Annotated in this window: 18 protein-coding genes; 9 read left to right on the top strand and 9 right to left on the bottom strand. The window is 64.0% G+C overall.

What is annotated here, in order from left to right; genetic code table 11:
- Positions 1 to 132: 132 nt before the first annotated feature.
- The 5 genes from ACR30Z_RS04150 (at position 133) to ACR30Z_RS04130 (ending at position 9,199) form a co-directional block, all read left to right on the top strand.
- Positions 133 to 2,133 carry an Hsp70 family protein gene (locus ACR30Z_RS04150; RefSeq protein ID WP_434371317.1) on the top strand — a complete coding sequence of 667 codons (2,001 nt, stop codon included), beginning with the start codon at positions 133 to 135 and terminating at the stop codon, positions 2,131 to 2,133.
- 3 nt (positions 2,134 to 2,136) lie between these two features.
- Positions 2,137 to 4,209 carry a LuxR C-terminal-related transcriptional regulator gene (locus ACR30Z_RS04145; RefSeq protein ID WP_434371316.1) on the top strand — a complete coding sequence of 691 codons (2,073 nt, stop codon included), beginning with the start codon at positions 2,137 to 2,139 and terminating at the stop codon, positions 4,207 to 4,209.
- Between the two features lie 175 nt (positions 4,210 to 4,384).
- Positions 4,385 to 5,707, top strand: coding sequence for an IniB N-terminal domain-containing protein (locus ACR30Z_RS04140; protein WP_434371315.1), 1,323 nt, complete (start codon positions 4,385 to 4,387; stop codon positions 5,705 to 5,707).
- A 130-nt stretch (positions 5,708 to 5,837) separates the two neighbouring features.
- Positions 5,838 to 7,727 carry a dynamin family protein gene (locus ACR30Z_RS04135; protein WP_434371314.1) on the top strand — a complete coding sequence of 630 codons (1,890 nt, stop codon included), beginning with the start codon at positions 5,838 to 5,840 and terminating at the stop codon, positions 7,725 to 7,727.
- Complete coding sequence (locus ACR30Z_RS04130) at positions 7,724 to 9,199, top strand: dynamin family protein (RefSeq protein ID WP_434371313.1); 1,476 nt, start codon at positions 7,724 to 7,726, stop codon at positions 9,197 to 9,199. Before ACR30Z_RS04135 ends, ACR30Z_RS04130 begins: the two co-directional genes overlap by 4 nt.
- On the opposite strand, the gene ACR30Z_RS04125 is transcribed toward ACR30Z_RS04130, so the two are convergent.
- Positions 9,180 to 9,782, bottom strand: a complete 603-nt coding sequence (locus tag ACR30Z_RS04125) for a hypothetical protein (protein ID WP_144650794.1) — start codon at positions 9,780 to 9,782, stop codon at positions 9,180 to 9,182. The two genes, ACR30Z_RS04130 and ACR30Z_RS04125, sit on opposite strands and share 20 nt — an antisense overlap.
- Before the next feature lie 6 nt (positions 9,783 to 9,788).
- A complete protein-coding gene (locus tag ACR30Z_RS04120) occupies positions 9,789 to 10,193 on the bottom strand; it encodes a PLDc N-terminal domain-containing protein (protein ID WP_144650791.1) in 405 nt (134 codons plus the stop codon).
- A gap of 87 nt (positions 10,194 to 10,280) precedes the next feature.
- Between ACR30Z_RS04120 and ACR30Z_RS04115 the strand changes: the two genes are divergently transcribed.
- Complete coding sequence (locus tag ACR30Z_RS04115) at positions 10,281 to 10,592, top strand: DUF4229 domain-containing protein (protein WP_434371312.1); 312 nt, start codon at positions 10,281 to 10,283, stop codon at positions 10,590 to 10,592.
- Between the two features lie 60 nt (positions 10,593 to 10,652).
- Here ACR30Z_RS04115 and ACR30Z_RS04110 read toward each other — a convergent pair whose 3' ends face one another.
- From ACR30Z_RS04110 to ACR30Z_RS04090, 5 genes are all read right to left on the bottom strand, one after another.
- Positions 10,653 to 11,534: a 1,4-dihydroxy-2-naphthoate polyprenyltransferase gene (locus ACR30Z_RS04110; RefSeq protein WP_144650785.1), complete on the bottom strand. Its 882-nt coding sequence runs from the start codon at positions 11,532 to 11,534 to the stop codon at positions 10,653 to 10,655.
- A 60-nt stretch (positions 11,535 to 11,594) separates the two neighbouring features.
- Positions 11,595 to 12,734 (bottom strand): AMP-binding protein, encoded by a 1,140-nt coding sequence (locus ACR30Z_RS04105; protein ID WP_434371311.1) that lies wholly within the window; start codon positions 12,732 to 12,734, stop codon positions 11,595 to 11,597.
- A gap of 9 nt (positions 12,735 to 12,743) precedes the next feature.
- Positions 12,744 to 13,706, bottom strand: coding sequence for a 1,4-dihydroxy-2-naphthoyl-CoA synthase (locus tag ACR30Z_RS04100; protein ID WP_144650779.1), 963 nt, complete (start codon positions 13,704 to 13,706; stop codon positions 12,744 to 12,746).
- A 21-nt stretch (positions 13,707 to 13,727) separates the two neighbouring features.
- Positions 13,728 to 14,165 carry a VOC family protein gene (locus tag ACR30Z_RS04095; RefSeq protein WP_144650776.1) on the bottom strand — a complete coding sequence of 146 codons (438 nt, stop codon included), beginning with the start codon at positions 14,163 to 14,165 and terminating at the stop codon, positions 13,728 to 13,730.
- Between the two features lie 67 nt (positions 14,166 to 14,232).
- Complete coding sequence (locus ACR30Z_RS04090) at positions 14,233 to 14,961, bottom strand: lysostaphin resistance A-like protein (protein ID WP_434371310.1); 729 nt, start codon at positions 14,959 to 14,961, stop codon at positions 14,233 to 14,235.
- Positions 14,962 to 15,012: 51 nt separating this feature from the next.
- Here ACR30Z_RS04090 and ACR30Z_RS04085 point away from each other — a divergent pair, with 51 nt between their 5' ends.
- The 3 genes from ACR30Z_RS04085 to ACR30Z_RS04075 are packed head-to-tail and all read left to right on the top strand — an operon-like array spanning position 15,013 to position 17,554.
- Positions 15,013 to 15,957 (top strand): metal ABC transporter substrate-binding protein, encoded by a 945-nt coding sequence (locus ACR30Z_RS04085; RefSeq protein WP_144650770.1) that lies wholly within the window; start codon positions 15,013 to 15,015, stop codon positions 15,955 to 15,957.
- Entirely contained in the window at positions 15,954 to 16,688 is a 735-nt protein-coding gene (locus ACR30Z_RS04080; RefSeq protein ID WP_144650767.1) for a metal ABC transporter ATP-binding protein, read from the top strand. The genes ACR30Z_RS04085 and ACR30Z_RS04080 overlap by 4 nt, the downstream gene beginning before the upstream one ends.
- Positions 16,689 to 16,690: 2 nt before the next feature.
- A complete protein-coding gene (locus ACR30Z_RS04075) occupies positions 16,691 to 17,554 on the top strand; it encodes a metal ABC transporter permease (protein WP_144650765.1) in 864 nt (287 codons plus the stop codon).
- 15 nt (positions 17,555 to 17,569) lie between these two features.
- Here the strand turns inward: ACR30Z_RS04075 and ACR30Z_RS04070 are convergent, their stop codons facing one another.
- Both ACR30Z_RS04070 and ACR30Z_RS04065 read right to left on the bottom strand, forming a co-directional pair.
- Positions 17,570 to 18,358: an ABC transporter permease gene (locus tag ACR30Z_RS04070; RefSeq protein WP_434371309.1), complete on the bottom strand. Its 789-nt coding sequence runs from the start codon at positions 18,356 to 18,358 to the stop codon at positions 17,570 to 17,572.
- On the bottom strand, positions 18,355 to 19,329 hold the full coding sequence (locus ACR30Z_RS04065; protein WP_434371308.1) for an ATP-binding cassette domain-containing protein: 975 nt from the start codon (positions 19,327 to 19,329) through the stop codon (positions 18,355 to 18,357). The genes ACR30Z_RS04070 and ACR30Z_RS04065 overlap by 4 nt, the downstream gene beginning before the upstream one ends.
- Position 19,330: the final 1 nt, after the last annotated feature.

The raw sequence follows: 19,330 nt of genomic DNA, 5'->3' as shown, positions 1-19,330 counted from the left end.
CGAACCGCCTCGAAAACGGCCAGTCGGTCCAGCAACTGAGCCTTTTGCCGGTCCTGAGCAAGTGCTAACTTGTTGAGGACCCGCTTGTGATGCAGCCCGCTAGCGCCGCGCCGTGTTCTTTTCGAGGTAGCTATGAACTATGTTCTCGCCATTGACGTCGGGACAAGTTTTACCGCAGCAGCCCTGGTTAAGCCTGACCAGAGTCCAACCCCTACACCTGAAATCCTTCCGTTGGGATTGCATGGCAGTGCCGTGCCTTCAGTGCTTTTCTATGCGGACGACGGCCGGACACTGGTAGGTGAGGCAGCCGAGCGACGCGGATTGGACCATCCCCAGCGGATGGTCCGGGAGTTCAAGCGCCGCATAGGGGACTCGGTTCCCTTGGCCGTGGGTGAGGACTGGCTGGCCGCTGAGGATGTCTACGCCACCATGGCCAGATGGGTGGTGGACAGGGCCGAAGAGCGCGAGGGAAGTTCGCCGTCGTCGATCATCATGACGTACCCCGCCGCGTGGGGTCAGCACCGCACCTCGCTGGTTCTCGCAGCGCTGAACGTGGCAGGCCTGCATGACGTCACGCTGATCAGCGAACCTGAAGCAGCTGCCCTGCACTATGCCTCCCAAACCCGTGTGGAGAACGGCAGCACCATTGCGGTGTACGACCTCGGCGGCGGTACGTTCGACACTGCGGTCCTCCGCAAAGTGGGCGCCGGGAACTTCGAACTGCTCGGCCGTCCCGACGGCATTGAAACTTTGGGCGGCGCCGATTTCGACGCCGCTGTCCTGCGTCACGTCCTGGGTCACCTCGGTGATGCCGCGGATAACCTGGACCCCGGCTCGCCGGAAATGCTGGCAGCTCTTTCGCGCCTGCGCCGGGAGTGCCGGGAGGCCAAGGAAGCGCTCTCCATGGACAGCGAAGCCAGCGTGGCTGTGGCCTTGCCGGGAACCCAGCAGTCCGTCCGGTTGGTGCGGTCCGAGTTTGAGGCGATGATCGAATCACCCCTTCGGGACACCGTGGATGCCCTGGAGCGAAGCTTGCGGAGCATCAACGTTGAGGTGCAGGATCTGAGCGCTGTGCTGTTGATCGGCGGGTCCTCGCGGATTCCCCTCGTAGCCGAGATGATCTCGGTGGAATTGGGCAGGCCAATCGCCGTCGACGCCGATCCCAAGTCCTCCATTTGCCTGGGTGCGGCGGTGGCTGGGTTGCGCTCAACAGGGGCCGGGGTTGTGGACGCGGCCGACGCCGATGTCGAGGCCGTTTCGGCGGGCTCCACTGTGGAACGGCCACACGTTGTCAGGTCCGCGCCTGCGTTGACCGCGCTGAAGGCAACCTCCGATAAGCCCGGGAGGCATGCCCCTCGGCCTCGTGTGCGGATGGCAGCGGCCGCGGCGGTGGCCGCAACTGCGTTGACCATTGCTACGGCAACGGCAGCCCAGAGTCCTGAAAGCACCGGCCTGCTGGCATCGATGTTCGGCAACCAAGCTGCCGACGTGATGCGCGACGACGGTACGCAAGGTGCGGGGCCACAGACCGCCAAGTCCCATGGCGGCGCTGCCGCTGCCGGCAACCCGGCGGCCGGACTTGAAGCCAGTGTTGGTGCCGGCGTCACAAGGGCTGGGACGAGTGCAGGGAAGAGCCCGGCTCGGCCAGGAACTGCGAATACCGGGAAGGGCAGTGCCGGGACGGGATCGGGGTCGGCGGCAGGGGCGGCCGGAGGGCCAGCCACCAGCACCACACCGAGTGGCGGTGGGACAGGCAGCACCGCGCCTGCTGTGCCCGGAACGGGTAGTCCCACGACTCCTGGGACGCCAGCTACGTCGCCTCCCACCCCCGAACCCACAGGAGGCGCGGCTACCGGACCGACTCCTCCTCCGGTGACGACGCCGCCCACCACGCCGCCCGTTTCCGAACCGACAACACCCCCCACCACCCCGCCCGATCCAGTCACCCCGCCGCCGTCACCGGAACCAACCGTGCCCCAGCCGGAGCCTTCGGTCACCCAGGACCCCCCGCCGCCGTCGCCGGAACCCACCGTGACCCAGGAGCCCACACCGCCGCCGGCTACCCTCGACCCCACGCCCCTGCCTACGGAAACAAGCCCGGTTCCGGACCCAGCGCTGCTCTCGGCGGTATAGCCCATGACGGGACATGGCCATAAGCCCGGGCAGTCGCCGTCCGGTGCCGACGATCACCCGCTGAAGGAAGCCGGCCCTGGGGATCCGGCAGATTCCCGCCGGGCCACGGCCCCGGAATCGATGGGTGATTCCGCGGCGGTCCGCGAACTGCTTCTTGCCCTGTCCGTGGGTTTCACCATTCCGGCGCCGCTGCCTGCGGCTTTGGCAGAACATGACGGGCTGGACTCGATGATCGCCTCAGCCAAGGACGCAGGTCTGTTGTTACCGGACGGAACTGTGGTTGGGACCGCCCAATATGCCTTGCTGAACGGCACTCCGGTGCGTCGAATCCATGCACTGCAGAGGGAACTGGTGGACAAAGTCCTGGAAGAGGGCCGATCCCTGGGTGACCTGGCCCGGGACCTCGCCCGGAGCGGGCTGCAGGATTCCCGTGTTGCCGACGAGCTGGAGCGGTCAGCGGACAAGATCTTGGAAGCGGACCCGCGGATGGCGGCGGATCTCTACGCCGAAGCAGTCATGGCGGGCGGAGAGGAACTCGCCAATGCGGCAAGGCGCGCCCAGGCGGCAGCGGCCACCGGTGATTTGGACGCAGCCGGCAGGTTGGTGGACCGGCTCCTTGCCCTGCCTGAGCCACCGGAGCTTCGCCTGGGTGTGGATGTGGCAGCTGCTGTGTGGGCCCAGCGCGGAATGCTGTCCCGCGGCGCGGATACCTATAAATGGTTGGGACCGGACAGAATAGAGGGTTCGGCCCCGTTGGCTGCGGTGGCCATGATTGGTTCAGGCAACGCGGCTGCAGCGGAAGAACTCTTGGCAGCCCAGACTCCGGCCGGTTCGCCCACGCTCCTGGCGGTGGCATTATCACTCACCCAGGAAGGGCTTCGTCGGACCCTGGGAGCCGCACCGCAACTGGCGCTGCCGGAACTCATCAGGGCCTCGGACATGATGAACGCGGCAGGCGCACCGATACCCATGCCCGAGACCCCCGCTGCCTTGGCTGCCTTGTGCGCCCTTCACCATGGCGAGCCCGCCGTAGCGGAGAGCGTGCTCAAAGCTGCGTTGGCGTCAGGGCAGGGCGGGGATGCTTCCCGCCCCAGACTGTTCCTCCTGCAGGCATGGTCCGGGATGCAGCAGGACAATCCCGACGAAGCACGGTTGGCTATCAACGAGGCCGTGAAGGCCAACCATTGGTCCCTGGCGCCGCGGGATGCGTTCCTGTTGGCCGCCTTGGACGTAGGCCTGGCCCGCCGCGGCGGCGAAGTCCACGAACTGGTGCTTGCGTGGGATCGGGCCCGTGAAGCCATGATGCACGTGGCTGTGGATCTTTACAGTCTCCTGCCTTGGGGCGAACTGATGATTACGGCGGCGCGACTGCGGGAAACCCGCCATGTTTCCCATTACATTGACGGTGCCTGGGACCTGTTGGGACGGCTGGGAAATCCGCCGTTTTGGTCGGTGTCCTTGCACTGGGCGGCGGTGCAGGCTGCCCTGCTCAGTGAAAGCCCCGCGGAGCTTGCCCCGCACGCTGCCGCGCTGGTCCGTGCCTCCGAGCACAGCCATCTGGCATCCGTCCTCGCCGCGGGCGGCAAGGCGTGGGTTTCCGTGCTGGCCGGCAGGTTTGAAGCGTCCGACGTCGAAACAGCGGCCCGTGGGTTGGCCGCCGTCGGAATGCCGTGGGAAGGGGCACGCTTGGCGGGTCATGCCGCCGCGCATGCTGACGAGCGGCGCGACATGGTGAGGCTGCTGGCATGTGCCAGGGACATCCATCCGCAAGCCGCTGCCCCGATGGCAGGAATTTCCGAGCGGGTGGAAGATTCACTCGCGGCAGGACAGGGGCCGGTGCTTGCCGAAAACGCCGGGGGTCCCGAACCGTCGGGGCTCAGTGCCCGGGAACGGGAGGTGGGGCGGCTGCTCCTGGAGGGCAAGACGTATAGGGAGATAGGGGAAGCCATTTACATCTCCCCCCGGACGGCGGAGCACCATGTGGCACGGATGCGGCGGCGCCTGGGGGCAGAGAACCGCTCAGAACTGCTGGTCCGCCTGCGCCTTGCCTTGGGGGATGGGTACCCACCCCCGTGAGTCGCAATCCCCTCCACCCCCTAACGGAAACCCCCGGCACCCCCTAACCACCGGGCGGACGGTAGGGGGGCCACCCCCGATGCCCGGTCCGGAGGCCCGGCAATACGTTGAATGGGAGCCCGGCAAAGGCGCCGGGCCATTTACCATCCACCACAGAATTTGAGGGAGCAATCCAATGCCTACACTCGCACAACAGCTCGTGCAGTTCCTGATGAGCCTGTTCAACGATCCTGACGCAGCCGAAGATTTCGTGCGTGATCCGGAAGCGGCCCTCGCCGCAGCTGGACTCCGGGACGTTTCCTCGGCAGACGTCGACGCAGCTCGTCCGGTGGTCCTGGACTATGCACCCATCAACGCACGTTCGTCGTTTGACCGGGAATACAACACCGGCGGCAATCACGGCTCCACTGGCGGCGGTGGACGTCCCGATGACGATCATGGCCACGGTGGTGGCGGTGGCGGCGGTGGCTGGGACGGCCATGATGACGACGACGATCACGGCCATGGCGGTGGCGGTGGCGGCGGTGGCTGGGACGGCCATGATGACGACGACGATCACGGCCACGGTGGTGGCGGTGGCGGCGGTGGCTGGGACGGCCATGATGACGACGACGATCACGGCCACGGTGGTGGCGGTGGCGGCGGTGGTGATTGGGACGACCACGCTCACGCTGTTCAGCAACTGGTGCACGTGGTGAACAACTACTCCTACACCACCAACATCGACGACCGGGACACCATCACCGATCAGTCGGTCAACCAGAATATCTGGGCCGACGGTGATGTCACGCAGCTCTTCAACCAGGACGCAGTTGTTGCCTCCGGTGACGGAGCCATCGCTGCCGGCGACGACGTCAAGGACTCCGGCAACACAACCACCACCAACAACGATGACCACTCAACGGACAACTCGGTGAACGTCAACGAGTCGGGCGATGGGGACGTCGAAATTGGCAACACCGACATCGAGGTCAAGGATTCGTTCAACGACGATCACTCGGTGACCAAGGACTCCTACAACACGGACGACTCCTACAACACGGACGTTGACGTTGACGTCGACATCGAGGACTCCTTCAACGAAGACAACTCCACCAACACCGACAACTCGGACAACTCCGTCAATGTTTCGGATTCGTTCAATGACAACTCGGTGGACAATTCGGACAACTCGGATAATTCGGACAACTCCGTCAACGTGGCCGACTCGTTCAACGACAACTCCACTGACGTGGACGTCGAGGACGTTCAGCTCATCAACGAGTCCATCGTGGTCCAGGACAACGAACTGGAAATCGACAACTCCAAGGAAATCGACGTCGAAGACGTGCAGGTCAACTACGATTCCACGGTTATCCAGGACAACGAGTTGGATGTGGACTACACCAACGTGGAGGACAACACCGTCATTGCCGACAACGAGCTCGATGTTGATGTCGAATACAACGACATTGACGATTCGATCGTCGTGGCCAAGAACGACGTGGACATCGACTAGGAACACCGTGTTCCAGATGGCGTAGCGATCTACGACGCGACACCCCAGCAGTGCCCGGCAGGCGGAAAACCGTTTGCCGGGCACTTCGTGGCCTCCCGGAAGCACACCGGCAGCGAGCAAAGGACAGACCGTGGCGGAATCAGTAAACATGACCACGTTGGTGCAGCAGGCCATGGCCTTGGTGGGGGAGAGGAACGACCTGAGGCGGCGGTTGGAGAACACCCTCAAGCGCCTGCAGGATCCCAGCGTCCGCGTGATCGTGGTGGGAGAGTTCAAGCAAGGCAAGAGCCAGCTCATCAATGCCTTGGTCAACGCCCCAGTGTGCCCGGTGGATGACGACATTGCCACCTCCGTGCCCACGGTCGTACGGCAGGGGGACCCGGCGTCGGCCGTAGTCCTGGTTCCCGGCCAGGACGGAAACCGGGCCGATGGCGGGGTGGAAGGTGACGTCGCTGGAGCCGAAGCCGGGCTTGAACGGCAACCCGTCCAACTGGACGACCTCGCGGAGTATGTGTCGGAGAAGGGTAATCCGGGAAATACGAAAAACATCGTGGCGGCCGAAGTCTCGCTCCCGCGAAAGCTGCTCGCAGGCGGATTGTCCATTGTGGACTCTCCAGGCGTTGGCGGCCTGGGTTCAACACACACCCTGACCACCCTGACGGCACTGCCCTCAGCGCACGCAATGGTGTTCGTCTCCGACGCTTCCCAGGAATACACCGAACCGGAAATGCGATTCCTTGGCCAGGCCATGCGCATCAGTCCCAACGTTGTCTGCGTGCTGTCCAAAACCGATCTCTATCCGAGTTGGCGGCAGATCGCGGATCTGGATAAGCGGCACCTGGCCGATGTGGCGCCGGAGGTGCCGTTGTTTCCGGTCTCCTCCGAGCTGCGGCTCCAGGCAGCGCGGCTCCAGGACACCGAACTCAACGAAGAATCCGGCTTTCCCGCACTGATCGGGTACCTGCGGAACACAGTGGTGGGCGGTGCCGCACGGATTCAGCGACGCTCCGTTGGCCACGACATCCTGTCTGTGACGGAGCACCTGAGCCTGGCCCTGCAATCGGAGCTCGGAGCCTTGGAGAATCCCGAGGGAACCCCGCAAATGATCGCGGACCTTAAGGCTGCGAAGGAGGACGCCGATGCCCTCCGCAAGCGTTCCGCCCGATGGCAGATCACCCTCAACGACGGCATCGGAGACCTCATAGCAGACATGGAATACGACTTGAAGGACAGGCTTCGCCGGATCCAACGCGAAGCCGAAACAGCCATAGACAACGGCGACCCCGGCCCGGCCTGGGAACAGTTCACCCAGTGGCTGGAACAGAGCACAGCCTCGGCAGTGTCCGAAACGTTCGTATGGACAAGCGAGCGGTCCCAATGGTTGGCCGGCCAGGTTGCGGAGCATTTCTCCGAGGAAGAGGTTGCCCTTCCGGCACTGAAGGTGGCCGACACGGGAGGGGTACTGGACCCGGTGGCCGATCTGCAGGGCATGGAGGACGGGCGACTGGGTCCGTTGCAGAAGGTGCTGATTGGCATGCGAGGGTCCTACGGTGGAGTCCTGATGTTCGGCCTCCTGACCGGTATTTTTGGAATGGCCCTCATCAACCCCCTGTCTGTGGGTGCGGGGCTCCTACTGGGCAGGAAGGCCTACAGGGAGGAACAGGAAGCCCGGTTGAAGCGGCGTCAGGCGGAGGCTAAGGTCCTGGTCCGCAAACAAGTGGATGACGTGGTGTTCCAGGTGGGAAAGCAACTCAAAGACAGGCTGCGGATGGTCCAGCGCGCCACGCGTGACCACTTCACCGAGATCGCCGAAGAGCATCACCGCTCCCTCACGGAATCCGTGGCTGCCGCCCAGAAGGCTGCAGCGACGTATGCCGTGGAACGGGACCTGAGGATCAAGGAGATACGAAGCCAACTCAAGTCCGTGGACGCGCTGGGCAAGGCCGCGCAGCAACTGCAGGACGTTCCACCGGCGCAACAAGGTGCGCCCACCACGCAATCGGCGGTACCGGCGGGATGACTGAGGCAGGCATCGCCGGAGCCTCAGACCTGCTCCGGCAGGCAAGGGACGTCTTCCAGGACGATGCTGCAGCGCTGGCCGTGCTGGACGAGCTCGACGACAGGCTTGCGGGGCCGCTCCGCATTGCCGTGGCGGGCATGGTCAAGGCCGGCAAGTCGACCCTCCTCAACGCGATCATCGGGGAGGAAATAGCACCCACCGATGCTGGGGAGTGCACCAGGATCGTCACGTGGTATCGGTATGGGCACACGCCCCGCATTACGCTCTATCCCTTCGTGGGCGGGCCGCAGTCGCTGCCGGTGACCCGCGAGAACGGCCGCTTGGTGTTTTCCTTGGGGGGATACCAAGCACGGGACGTGGAGCGGCTCGTTGTTGATTGGCCATCGGCCGGCCTGCGTGACCTCACGCTGATCGATACCCCTGGCATTGCCTCGTTGTCGCAGGACGTGTCCAGCCGGTCCACGGCATTCCTCCTCCCGGAAGATGCTCCCGCGGCGGCAGACGCCGTCATCTACCTCATGCGACACCTGCACGCTTCCGACGTTCGTTTCCTGGAGTCCTTCAAAGACACCGCCGCGGGGCAATCCGGTACCGTGAACGCCTTGGCCGTCCTCTCCAGGGCGGACGAGATCGGTGCCGGAAGGATCGATTCCCTGATCTCCGCGGCCGTCATCGCCGACAGGTACAGCCGGGACCAGAACCTCAAGCCCCTCGCACTGGGTGTAGTCCCCGTAGCCGGACTGTTGGCGCAAAGCTCACGGACCATGCGCCAATCGGATTTTGAGGCGTTGATGCTGTTGGCACAGCTGGACAGGAACCAGCGGGAACGCATGATGCTGTCCGCAGACCGTTTTGTGCGAATCACGGAGCCTGCAGGACTCGACCCCGCCACCAAAGCCTCCTTGGTCCAAAGGTTCGGACTGTTCGGGATCCGCCTTGGCGTTGCCCTGATCCGGGGCGGAACCAACAATCCCACTGAGTTGGCCCACGATCTCGCACGGCGCAGCGGCTTGGGCGTACTGCTCGACACCGTGGGGTACCTCTTTCAATCGCGGGCTGGCGCGCTCAAGGCACGGGCCGCCGTCGTTGGTTTGGAGTCATTGCTGCGCGACTCACCCAAGGAGCGCACCGCACCGCTGGAAGCGGCGTTGGAGCGGCTTCAAGCCGGTGCCCATGAGTTCAGGGAGTTGAAGCTCCTGGCGACGCTGCGCACAGGTGGCGTTGGGCTGGGTGAAGAACGGGAAGCGGAAGCCGAACGCTTGGTGGGTGGACGCGGCAGCGGCCCAGCCCTGCGGCTTGGCTTGGCCCCGGAAGCTGGTCCCGTCGACATCAGCGACGCGGCGCGGAGCGCGCTGAATCGTTGGCGGTTGATCGCGGAAAACCCGCTGACTGAGCCGACGGCGCTGGACGCCTGCCGGGTGGTCCTTCGCAGTTGCGAAGGGATGTTGGCAGCTATGCCCGCCGCTCGCTGAGCAACCAGGTGGTGGTTGACGGGAGGAACAGCAGGATCAACCCGGCCGCGGCAAGGATGAATTGGGCCGCCAGCAGCGCAATTGCCAAAACTCCGTCGGCCCCTGGAGCCACCACGAAGTCCGCCGTGATCACGGTGACCACAGCATGCAGGAGCACCAACGGAGCCAAGGCCCACCGAGCCCATAGCCGGCGTTTGAAGAGCACCGCCAGCAGGACGGCTTCCATCGCCACCACCAGGGCAAGCATGGCGAGGCTTCCCAGGAACACGACGGCGGTGGTGCCCTCGACTGCCTCGGCGCCGCCGTCGGGAACCATGGTTCCCAGGACGCCCTTGAGGCGTTCAAACTGGGCGTCACGGCCCAGGAAACCAGTGACCACCACGGCGATCCCTGCCACGAAGCTCGCCACCCACAAGGACCGGGACAGGCGTGCAGGACCCGGCGGCCTGACCACCGCGGCTATGGGCGGCGGTGAGGACAGGGACATCCCGGGGCGGGGCGGTGGTGCTGGGGGCATGGCTGGCCCGCTGGCTGATGGTGTTGAGGAAGGTGACTGCCGGGAACCATCAGCTTGCTGGGCCATGTTTGCCTACTTCAGCTCGTCGGTATCGTGAGGGTCCGGCTCGCCACGCTTGGCTTCGCCTGTGCCGTCGGAAGACTTTCCGTCGCGTTCCTTGGCATCGTGTTCGGCTTTAAGCTTCTTCAAGCGCTCATCCTCCGCCTGCTGGCGTCGGCGAATTTCCAAGTTGCGGAGGAACTCGGGGTCGTCGTCCGGGGCGGTGGGATGGCGGCGGATTGGCTGGGCCGTGGGCCGGCCATAGGGGCGTCCGAAGATGAACCAAAGGATGGCGCCCAGCAACGGCAAGAGGATCATCACAATGATCCACGCGGTTTTGGAAATACCGCGGGTTTGGTGACGGTCCGTGCGGATGACATCCACCAGGGCATAGACGAAGATGACCAGGACTACGACGACACCTATAACGCGGGGCATGCACCAAGTCTAGTCGCCGGAGAGCATTCACCGGATGCCCTCTTGTGGCCGTGATCAGAGTGCAACCATCCGGGCGGCTAAACTTGGATGGTGGCTTTCCTGAAGTATTCCCTCATCCGTCTGGCGCTGTTCGTGCCGTTGTTCATTATCTTCGCTCTCTTGCAGGTGGGTCTGCTGCCTGCGGCCATCTTCGCAGGACTCATGGCCTTCGCCATCAGCTACCTGTTCTTCCAGAAACAGCGCGACGCCGCCACGGCTGCCATGCGCGAGCGCTTCTCCGGGCGGGCCAAGCCCATCCGGACCGCCGGCGAGGTTGAAGACGCCGCCGCGGAGGATGGCTTGGTGGAGAAGAACCCGGATATCGCCGTCAACAACGACAAGCGTCCGGGCACAGCCTAAGGATGTTAACCAGCGAACGCCCCCCAGAACATTTCTGAGGGGCGTTCGCTGTTGTGAAGTTTAGAAGCCGTGGCTCAGGATCAGGCCCAGCGAGAAAAGCAGGCTGTAGCCGAGGTTGATCAGGCCGGTTTGCTTGAGCACCGGAATGAGGCTCTTGCGCTTCTTGCCGTTCACCATGAGCCAAGCCGGCATCAGGCACGCGGGGATCAGCAGCAGGACGATCAGCATCCACGGCTTGGTGGGTGCCAGGACGATCACCAGCAGGATGGCGACGGCCAGCATCAGCACGTAGCTCTCGCGGGCGTGCCGGTCTCCGAGCCGCACTGCCAGGGTCCGTTTTCCAGCAGCCGTGTCCGTGGGAATGTCCCTGACATTGTTGGCCATCAGCAGGGCGCAGGCGATCAGCCCTGTACCAATGGCGCCAATGACCGCCGCCAGGCTCACCTGACCGGCCTGCGTATAGGTGGTGCCGAGCGTGGCCACCAGTCCAAAGAAGACGAAGACAAAGACGTCGCCCAAGCCCATGTAACCGTAAGGGTTCTTGCCGCCCGTGTAACCCCAGGCCGCCAGGACACAGCCGATGCCCACCAGGATCAGCCACCACGTCTGGGTGATGATCACCAGGATGAGGCCACAGACCATGGCCGCTCCGAACAATGCAAACGCAGCCCACTTCACCTGCTCCGGCTTAGCTGCACCGGACCCGACCAGTCGCAACGGTCCCACGCGGTCTTCGTCGGTACCGCGGATGCCGTCGGAGTAGTCGTTGGCGTAGTTGACGCCGATTTGGAGCAGCAACGCCACCAGTGCAGCCAGGATCGCGTTCGGCAACCTGAACGCTTGGAGCTCGTACGCCGCTGCCGAACCGATCAGGACGGGCGCGATGGCCGCGGGCAGTGTGCGGAGCCGGGCTCCTTGAATCCATTGTGCAGCTGTCGCCACGTGTAGTACCTCGTGTATTTCGCGTTTGATCTTAGTCAGGTTCGGGAGGGGAGAACTTGTCTATTGTCCCTGATGCAGGGTGGAAAGCAGGTCAATCATGGCCAGCCGGTCCGGTTTTCCGTTGGGCAGCATGAGCAATTCCTTCTCAGCGAGCACGGTCTTGGGCGCCAAAACACCCAGTGCGGCCTCTCGGTGGGCCGTGAAACCCTTGATGCCTTCCGGGCTGGGGTCGGTCACGGCCACATAAGCCGCAACGGCTTGGCCCCACTCGCGGGACGGGACGCCGGCCACGAAAGCCGCGGTGACGCCGTCGAGCTCTTCAAGCTTGCTTTGGATGTACGCAGCGGAAGCCTTGACGCCGCCGGTGATGATGACGTCGTCGGCGCGGCCAAGGACGGTGAGCTTGCCGTCGTCGGACAGCTCACCGAGGTCCCCGGTGATGTACCAGCGGACGCCGTCCTCCTCGAAGAACGCAGCTTTTGACGCGCGGGCAGCGTCCAGGTACCCGGCAGCAACAGTGTCGCCACCCAGCAGGACGCGGCCTTCCAGTTCGCCGTCACCGATGCGGACTTCGACGCCGTCCAGCGGCTCGCCGTCGTACACGCACCCGCCGCACGTTTCGGCTGAGCCGTAGGTGGTGACCACCTTCAGTCCCTCCGCATGGGCGGCTGCCAGGAGGACGGGCGATGCTGGTGCGCCCCCCAGCAGGATGGCGTTGAAGCGGCGCAGCACGGCGAGGGTTTCGGGCGCGGGGGAGTCCAGGAGCCGTTGCAATTGCGTGGGTACCAGCGACGTGAACCGGATCTTGTCCGTCAGTTCCTCGGCTGCGGCTGTGAACGCCTCCGGAGTGAAACCGTTGGTCTGGTCCATCACCCACGGCCGGGTTCCCGCGTAGAGCGAGCGGACCAGGACCTGGATGCCCGCCACGTACTGCAGGGGGAGCGCGAGCAGCCACTGGCCTTCGCCGCGCAGCGCCATGGCGGTGGACACGGAAGACGCCGCGAGGGCGTCGACGGTCAGGACCGTGGCTTTGGGCGTCCCAGTGGAACCGGAGGTACGGACCACCACGGCCGCCTCTTCGACGCCGGTCTCTACCGGGACCGCCCGTGGCTCGCCGTTATCATCCAGGACGATTTCGACGGCGGGGCCCTCGCCGTGGAGGGCAGCCATCAGGGCTTTCAGTACGGGATCGATGTCCACGGAGGAGTCCTAGAAGTAGTAGGGAAAGTTGGACCAGTCGGGGTCGCGCTTCTGGAGGAACGCTTCCTTGCCCTCCACGGCCTCATCGGTCATGTAGGCCAGGCGGGTGGCTTCGCCGGCGAAGACCTGCTGACCGGCCAGTCCATCATCGGCCAGGTTGAAGGCGAACTTGAGCATACGGATGGCCTGCGGGGATTGGCGGGCGATGTCGGCGGCGTACTCCAGGGCGACTTCTTCGAGGCGTTCGTGGTCCACGGCCTCGTTGACGGCACCCATGCGGACCATATCCTCGGCCGAGTATTCGCGGGCAAGGAAGAAGATCTCCCGCGCGGCTTTCTGCCCGATCTGGCGGGCCAGCAGCGCGGAGCCGTATCCGGCGTCGAAACTTCCTACCGTGGCGTCCGTTTGCTTGAACTTGCCGTGTTCGCGGGAGGCGATGGTGAGGTCGCTGACGACGTGCAGCGAGTGGCCGCCGCCTGCTGCCCAGCCGTTGACGACTGCGATGACTACCTTGGGCATGGTCCGCATGAGCCGCTGGACTTCAAGGATGTGGAGGCGACCGGCGCGGGCGGGGTCTATAAATTCCGCAGAGTCTCCTGGGGCGTCTTCTACTGCGTACCTGTAACCATCACGGCCCCGGATCCGCTGGTCGCCACCGGAACAGAACGAGTGCCCGCCGTCCTTCTCGGAGGGCCCGTTGCCGGTGAGGAGCACGGTGGCGACGTCCGGCGTCATGCGTGCGTGGTCCATGGCCCGGTAGAGCTCATCGACGGTGCCGGGACGGAACGCGTTGCGAACTTCGGGACGGTTGAAGGCGATGCGGACTGTGGGAAGGTCCTTGACCGTGCCGTCCGATGAACGCTCAACCTGCCGGTGGTAGGTCATGTCCTTGAAGTCGTCGAAGCCGGAAACAACCCGCCAGCGCGAGGGGTCAAAGATGTCGGAAACCTTGGCAGGAAGATCAGTGTTCACAGTCCGAGTCTAGTAATGGCCTCAGCTGATGCAGAACTCATTGCCCTCGGGGTCGGCCATGGTGTGCCACTCATGCGGCCCTTGGTTGGCGGTCCACAGGTGCTTCGCCCCGCGCGCTTCCAGTTCCTTCCGCACCACGTCCTTGTCCCGACCATCCAGTCTGACGTCCCAGTGAACCCGGTTCTTGACGGTCTTGGGATTGGGATCGGTCTGGAAGAGGATACGGCGGCCCGTCTTGGGATCGGTGTCTTCGGCGGGCACGATCGCACAGCCTTCGGCCCAGACGAGCTTGCCGTTGTGCGTGATGGTCTGGTCCTCGGTGGCAAATCCTTGCTCGATCATGGACCGGATGAACGCCTCGTCCTGGGGTTCCACGGTCCACTCGAGTGTCTCGGCCCACCAGTCGGCGAGTTCGTGGGGCTTCTTGCAGTCGACGGCTATCTGGATGTTGAGTGTCATGCCTTGACGCTATGCCGACGGCGGGCGGCTGGGTAGCGTGATGCGGTCACCTTCCGTCCGGGTTCCCCTAGCTGGGCAGGAGCTGGGGTGGGATTGCGTAGATGAGGACCACGGCCATGAGGTTCTTGGCGGCGTGGACAAAGTAGGAGAACATCAGGTTCTTGCCCGTCCACACATAAACTCCCACCAGCACAACGGCCATTCCCAGGTATGGAGCCAACGCGGACAGCACCAGTCCTTCGCGGCCTATCACGTGGATGGATGCGAAGACCACCACCGAAATCACGCAGCAGATCCATATGTTCACATAGCGCGAGAGCTTGCCGATCAGGAGATGACGGAACAAGTACTCCTCGACGAAGGGCCCCAGGACCACCAGCAGGGGAACCATGAGCCAGGCGGGCACTTGTTGCAGCAGGCCCTGAATGCCCAGTTGGTTTTCGGAGCTCTGGGCAGTCCCGAAGGCAGCCACCAGGATTGCCGTGAGGATCAGCATCACTACGATGGCCAGTGGAACCATGCCCAGGGTGAACCAGGGCCGAGTGCCCAGGATCTTCAGGTCGCGGCCAGCCACCCGCCACGCTGAGGCCAGCGCAAATATTCCGACGCCGACATAGAAGACCGCGTTGACGGCATAGGACGCTGTGGCCGGGTTGGCGAAGAGCTGCACCATGAGTCTTTCGACAGTCTCCCCGGCCAGGGTGAAGTAGGCGGTGAAACCCAAGTAGGCGGCCACCGCGATGGCGTCGAGGGCAGTGAATCGGTAGAGAGGTGCCGTGCCGGAAAGAGTGCCCATGTGACCAGCCTAGCTTTGCTGGCCCGCCCTCGCTTGGTTACACTTTTCGGTATGCCTAACTTTTCGTTTCGGCGCGCCAAAGACGTCCGCCGTTTCGCTGCTGCCCTCATTGCCATTGCACTTGCCCTGGGCGTTTCCGCCTGTGGCGGGAACTCCCCCGCCGGAGGTGATGACAAGCCAGTAGTGCTCACAACATTCACAGTGCTGGCAGACGTGGCCAAGAACGTAGCCGGGGACAAACTCCGGGTGGAGTCCATCACCAAGGCCGGCGCGGAAATCCACGGCTATGAGCCCACCCCTGGGGATATCCGGAAGGCCGCCCAAGCGGACCTCATCCTGGACAACGGACTCAACCTTGAGGCGTGGTTCGCCCAGTTCGTGGAAGACCTGGACGTGCCCCACGCAGTAGTCAGCGATGGCGTGGAGGTCATGCCGATCGCCGAGGATTCCTATCAGGGCAAGCCCAATCCGCACGCGTGGATGTCGCCCAAGAACGTCCAGATCTACGCCGACAACATGGCCAAGGCGTTCGCCACGTTGGATCCCGCCCACGCCTCCGAGTTTGAAGCCAACGCCAAGGCCTACAACGCCCAACTCCAAACCGTGCAGGACGAGATGGTGTCCAAGCTCTCCGTCCTTTCGGAAAAGCAGCGGGCCCTGGTCACCTGCGAAGGCGCCTTCTCCTACCTCGCCCGCGATGCAGGACTCAAGGAGGTGTACATCTGGGCAGTCAACGCTGAGCAACAAGCAACGCCGCAGCAGATTACCCGGGCCATCGAGTTCGTGAAGGACAACCAGGTTCCGGCCGTGTTCTGCGAATCCACGGTCTCTGACGCCCCCATGCAGCAAGTGGTCGGGGCAACCAACGCCAAATTCGGCGGCGTTCTCTACGTCGATTCATTGTCGGAGGCGGATGGGCCGGTTCCCACCTACCTGGACCTCATGCGCCACGACGCCAAGGTCATCACCACGGCACTCACAGGAGGAACATCATGAGCACCCCCGCGATCGCTGTAGAGAACGTCACCGTCCACTATGGCGAGGTCCTGGCCCTGGACTCCGCTTCACTGACCTTGGAACACTCGCGGATCTGTGGCCTCGTGGGCATGAACGGCTCAGGCAAGTCCACGCTGTTCAAGGTGATCATGGGCATGGTTAAGCCGGATTCCGGACGTGTGCTGATCAACGGAGAACCGCCTGTGAAGATGCGCAAGGATGCCGGCATTGGCTATGTCCCCCAAAGCGAGGATGTTGACTGGGCATTCCCCTTGTCCGTCCGCGACGTGGTGATGATGGGCCGGTACGGGCACCTCGGCTTCACGCGCCGACCGCGAAAGGCGGACCGGGAAGCCGTGGACCATGCATTGGAGCGCGTGGAACTAAGCGAGTTCGCGGACCGGCAAATCGGGCAGTTGTCCGGCGGACAGAAAAAGCGGGCCTTCGTGGCTCGGGGCATCGCGCAAGGTGCCACCATGATGCTGCTGGACGAACCATTCGCGGGCGTTGACAAGCGCTCAGAGGCAACCATCACCAGGCTCCTGCGCGAACTGGCGGACAATGGCGCCACCATCCTCATCTCCACCCATGACCTCCACGCGCTTCCGCAACTCTGCGACGAAGCCGTGCTCCTGATGCGCAAGGTACTTATGCATGGCAGTCCGGACACCGTCCTTCAACCAGAAAACCTGGCCATGGCCTTCGGCCTCGACGTCATGAACAGGGGCTAGCCGTGGACTTCCTGCTGGAACCGCTCACCTACGACTTCATGGTCCGGGCCCTCGCAACCACCGCCATAGCCGCCGTCGTCTGCGCCGTGCTCAGCTGCTGGCTCGTCCTCATCGGCTGGTCCCTCATGGGTGACGCCGTCTCGCACGCGGTGCTTCCCGGCGTCGTGCTGGCATACATCGTAGGGGCGCCGTTCGCCCTGGGTGCGCTGGTCTTCGCACTGATTGCGGTGACGTTGATCGGCGTGGTCCGGAATACCAGCCGAGTTAAGGAAGACGCGGCGATCGGGATCGTGTTCACGTCGCTGTTCGCGCTCGGGCTGGTGCTGATCTCCGTGACGCCAAGCCAAACGGATCTGAACCACATCATCTTCGGCAACCTGCTGGGCGTCAGCGTTCCGGACCTGATCCAAGTGGTGGTCCTGGGCGTAGTGGCTTTCGCCATCCTGATCCTCAAGCGCCGTGACCTCACGCTCTACGCTTTCGATCCCACACACGCCCACGCCATCGGCCTCTCACCCAAGAGGCTCGGTGCGTTGCTCCTGGGCCTGCTTGCACTGACCTCAGTGGTGGCGCTGCAGACCGTGGGCGTGGTGCTGGTGGTGGCCATGCTGATCATCCCGGGCGCCACGGCCTACCTTCTGACGGACAGGTTCTCCCGGATGCTGGTCATCGCCCCTGTCATCTCGGTTGTGTGCTCCATGGCAGGCATCTACCTCAGTTATTACTTGGACACGGCGTCGGGGGCCATGGTGGTGCTCACCCAAGGTGTGGTGTTCGCCGTCGTATATTTGTTCAGCCCGCGCCAGGGGCTCATCGGAACGCGTCTGGCCAAAGCCCGCCGGAAGCGGGCCGTCGCTGCGGTGTAGCGGTGGCGGCCCGAATCAGCCGCGCACCGATTTCCGGTTGTAGAGCCACAGCGCCCAGAAGTATCCGCCAAGGCTGATGACGGCGCACCAAACGAGCGTCGCCGCCATGGTCCCGCCGGCTACCGGCGTGCCCATCAGCAAGCCGCGCACGCTCTCGATGAAGGGCGTGAACGGCTGAACATCGGCGAACCAGCGCAGGCCATCCGGCATGGAGTCCGTGGGGACAAAACCGCTGCCCAGGAACGGCATCAGCATCAGGAACGTGGGCTGGTTGCTGGCAGTTTCCACGCTCTTGGCGTTCATGCCCATTGCCACGGTCAGCCATGTCATGGCGAAGGCGATGAGTGTCAGGATGCCGAAGGCACCCAGCCAACCTGCGGGGGATCCCGTGGGGTGGAAGCCGATCAGCACAGCCACGGCTGCCACCAGAAGCACGGCGGCCATGGTTTGGATGAGGCTGCCCAGCACATGTCCGGTGAGTACCGCGCCGCGGGAAATCGCCATGGTGCGGAAACGGGCAACGATCCCTTCCGTCATGTCCGTCGCCACCGAGATCGCCGTTCCCTGCGCGCTGCCGGTTAGGGCCAGCATCAGGATGCCCGGCACGATGTACGCAATGTAATCGTCCCGGGTCCCGCCCATGCCTGATCCCAGGGTCCCACCCAGGACGAACACAAACAGGAGCAGGAAAACAATCGGGATCCCGGCCACGAACAGGGGGATGGACGGGTAGCGGACCACGTGCTTGAGGTTGCGGCGAAGCATGGTGGAAGCGTCGGCGGCGGCGAAGCCGAGGGAACTCATTGCAGGACATCCTTCCGGTCTGTTGAGGCTGGATTGGTGGGAGCCTGGCCTGTCAGGGCGAGGAAAACGTCGTCGAGATTGGGAGTGTGGACCGATAGGTCCACAACCTCCACGGAAGCCCGCTCCAATCGGTCCAGCACGTCTTTCAGGGCACGGACGCCGTCCTCGCCCGCAACGTCCAAGGTGAGGGAGTCGTCGTCGCGGCTTTGAGGTTCAAGCACGACGGCGGCACGCTCCAGCGCTGGCAGGTCACCGAAAGTGAGGCGGAAGTGACCGCCGGGCACCAGTCGCTTCAGCTCTGCCGGAGTGCCCTCGGCAACGATCCTGCCTTGGTCCAGCACGGCGATCCTGTCGGCCAGTTGATCGGCTTCTTCCAGATATTGGGTGGTCAGGAAAATAGTGACGCCCTTGGCCGCCAGGGTACGGATGATGTCCCACATTGTGCGGCGGCTGCGCGGATCCAGGCCCGTGGTGGGTTCGTCCAGGAAGATGATGTCGGGGTCGCCCATGAGCGTCATCGCCAGGTCAAGGCGCCGTTGCATTCCACCGGAGTACGTGGCCAGGGGCTTCCGGGCTGCCTCTTTGAGATCGAAACGGTCCAGCAGCTCCGCCGTCCGGCGCTTGATGTCATCCGGCGGGAAATGCCTGAGCCGGCCCATAAGGGTGAGGTTTTCTTCGCCCGTCAGCAGGCTGTCCACGGCCGCGAATTGTCCGGTGAGTCCGATCTTGCCGCGCACCGCATCCGCCTGTCCCACCACGTCGAAGCCACCCACGGCAGCCTCGCCTCCGTCAGCGCGAATGAGGGTGGAGAGGATGTGCACCATGGTGGTCTTACCGGCACCGTTGGGGCCAAGGAGGGCGTAAATGGCGCCGGCCGGGACGGTGAGGTCCACGCCGTCGAGAACTTGCTTGGTCCCATATGACTTACATAGCCCGGTCACGCTGATGGCTGCGGGGGTGGTGCCTTGCATG

The sequence above is a fragment of the Paenarthrobacter sp. FR1 genome (genome assembly GCF_051106045.1).
In the GTDB taxonomy this organism is placed as follows: domain Bacteria; phylum Actinomycetota; class Actinomycetes; order Actinomycetales; family Micrococcaceae; genus Arthrobacter; species Arthrobacter nitroguajacolicus_A.
The sequence above is the reverse complement of the archived record's forward strand: the minus strand, read 5'-3'. Positions and strand labels throughout refer to the sequence as shown.

Coding starts and splice junctions, on each gene's coding strand:
- ACR30Z_RS04150 (WP_434371317.1), top strand. CDS start 133: ATGAACTATGTTCTCGCCATTGACGTCGGGACAAGTTTTACCGCAGCA.
- ACR30Z_RS04145 (WP_434371316.1), top strand. CDS start 2,137: ATGACGGGACATGGCCATAAGCCCGGGCAGTCGCCGTCCGGTGCCGAC.
- ACR30Z_RS04140 (WP_434371315.1), top strand. CDS start 4,385: ATGCCTACACTCGCACAACAGCTCGTGCAGTTCCTGATGAGCCTGTTC.
- ACR30Z_RS04130 (WP_434371313.1), top strand. CDS start 7,724: ATGACTGAGGCAGGCATCGCCGGAGCCTCAGACCTGCTCCGGCAGGCA.
- ACR30Z_RS04125 (WP_144650794.1), bottom strand. CDS start 9,782: ATGGCCCAGCAAGCTGATGGTTCCCGGCAGTCACCTTCCTCAACACCA.
- ACR30Z_RS04120 (WP_144650791.1), bottom strand. CDS start 10,193: ATGCCCCGCGTTATAGGTGTCGTCGTAGTCCTGGTCATCTTCGTCTAT.
- ACR30Z_RS04115 (WP_434371312.1), top strand. CDS start 10,281: ATGGTGGCTTTCCTGAAGTATTCCCTCATCCGTCTGGCGCTGTTCGTG.
- ACR30Z_RS04095 (WP_144650776.1), bottom strand. CDS start 14,165: ATGACACTCAACATCCAGATAGCCGTCGACTGCAAGAAGCCCCACGAA.
- ACR30Z_RS04090 (WP_434371310.1), bottom strand. CDS start 14,961: ATGGGCACTCTTTCCGGCACGGCACCTCTCTACCGATTCACTGCCCTC.
- ACR30Z_RS04085 (WP_144650770.1), top strand. CDS start 15,013: ATGCCTAACTTTTCGTTTCGGCGCGCCAAAGACGTCCGCCGTTTCGCT.
- ACR30Z_RS04080 (WP_144650767.1), top strand. CDS start 15,954: ATGAGCACCCCCGCGATCGCTGTAGAGAACGTCACCGTCCACTATGGC.
- ACR30Z_RS04070 (WP_434371309.1), bottom strand. CDS start 18,358: ATGAGTTCCCTCGGCTTCGCCGCCGCCGACGCTTCCACCATGCTTCGC.
- ACR30Z_RS04065 (WP_434371308.1), bottom strand. CDS start 19,329: ATGCAAGGCACCACCCCCGCAGCCATCAGCGTGACCGGGCTATGTAAG.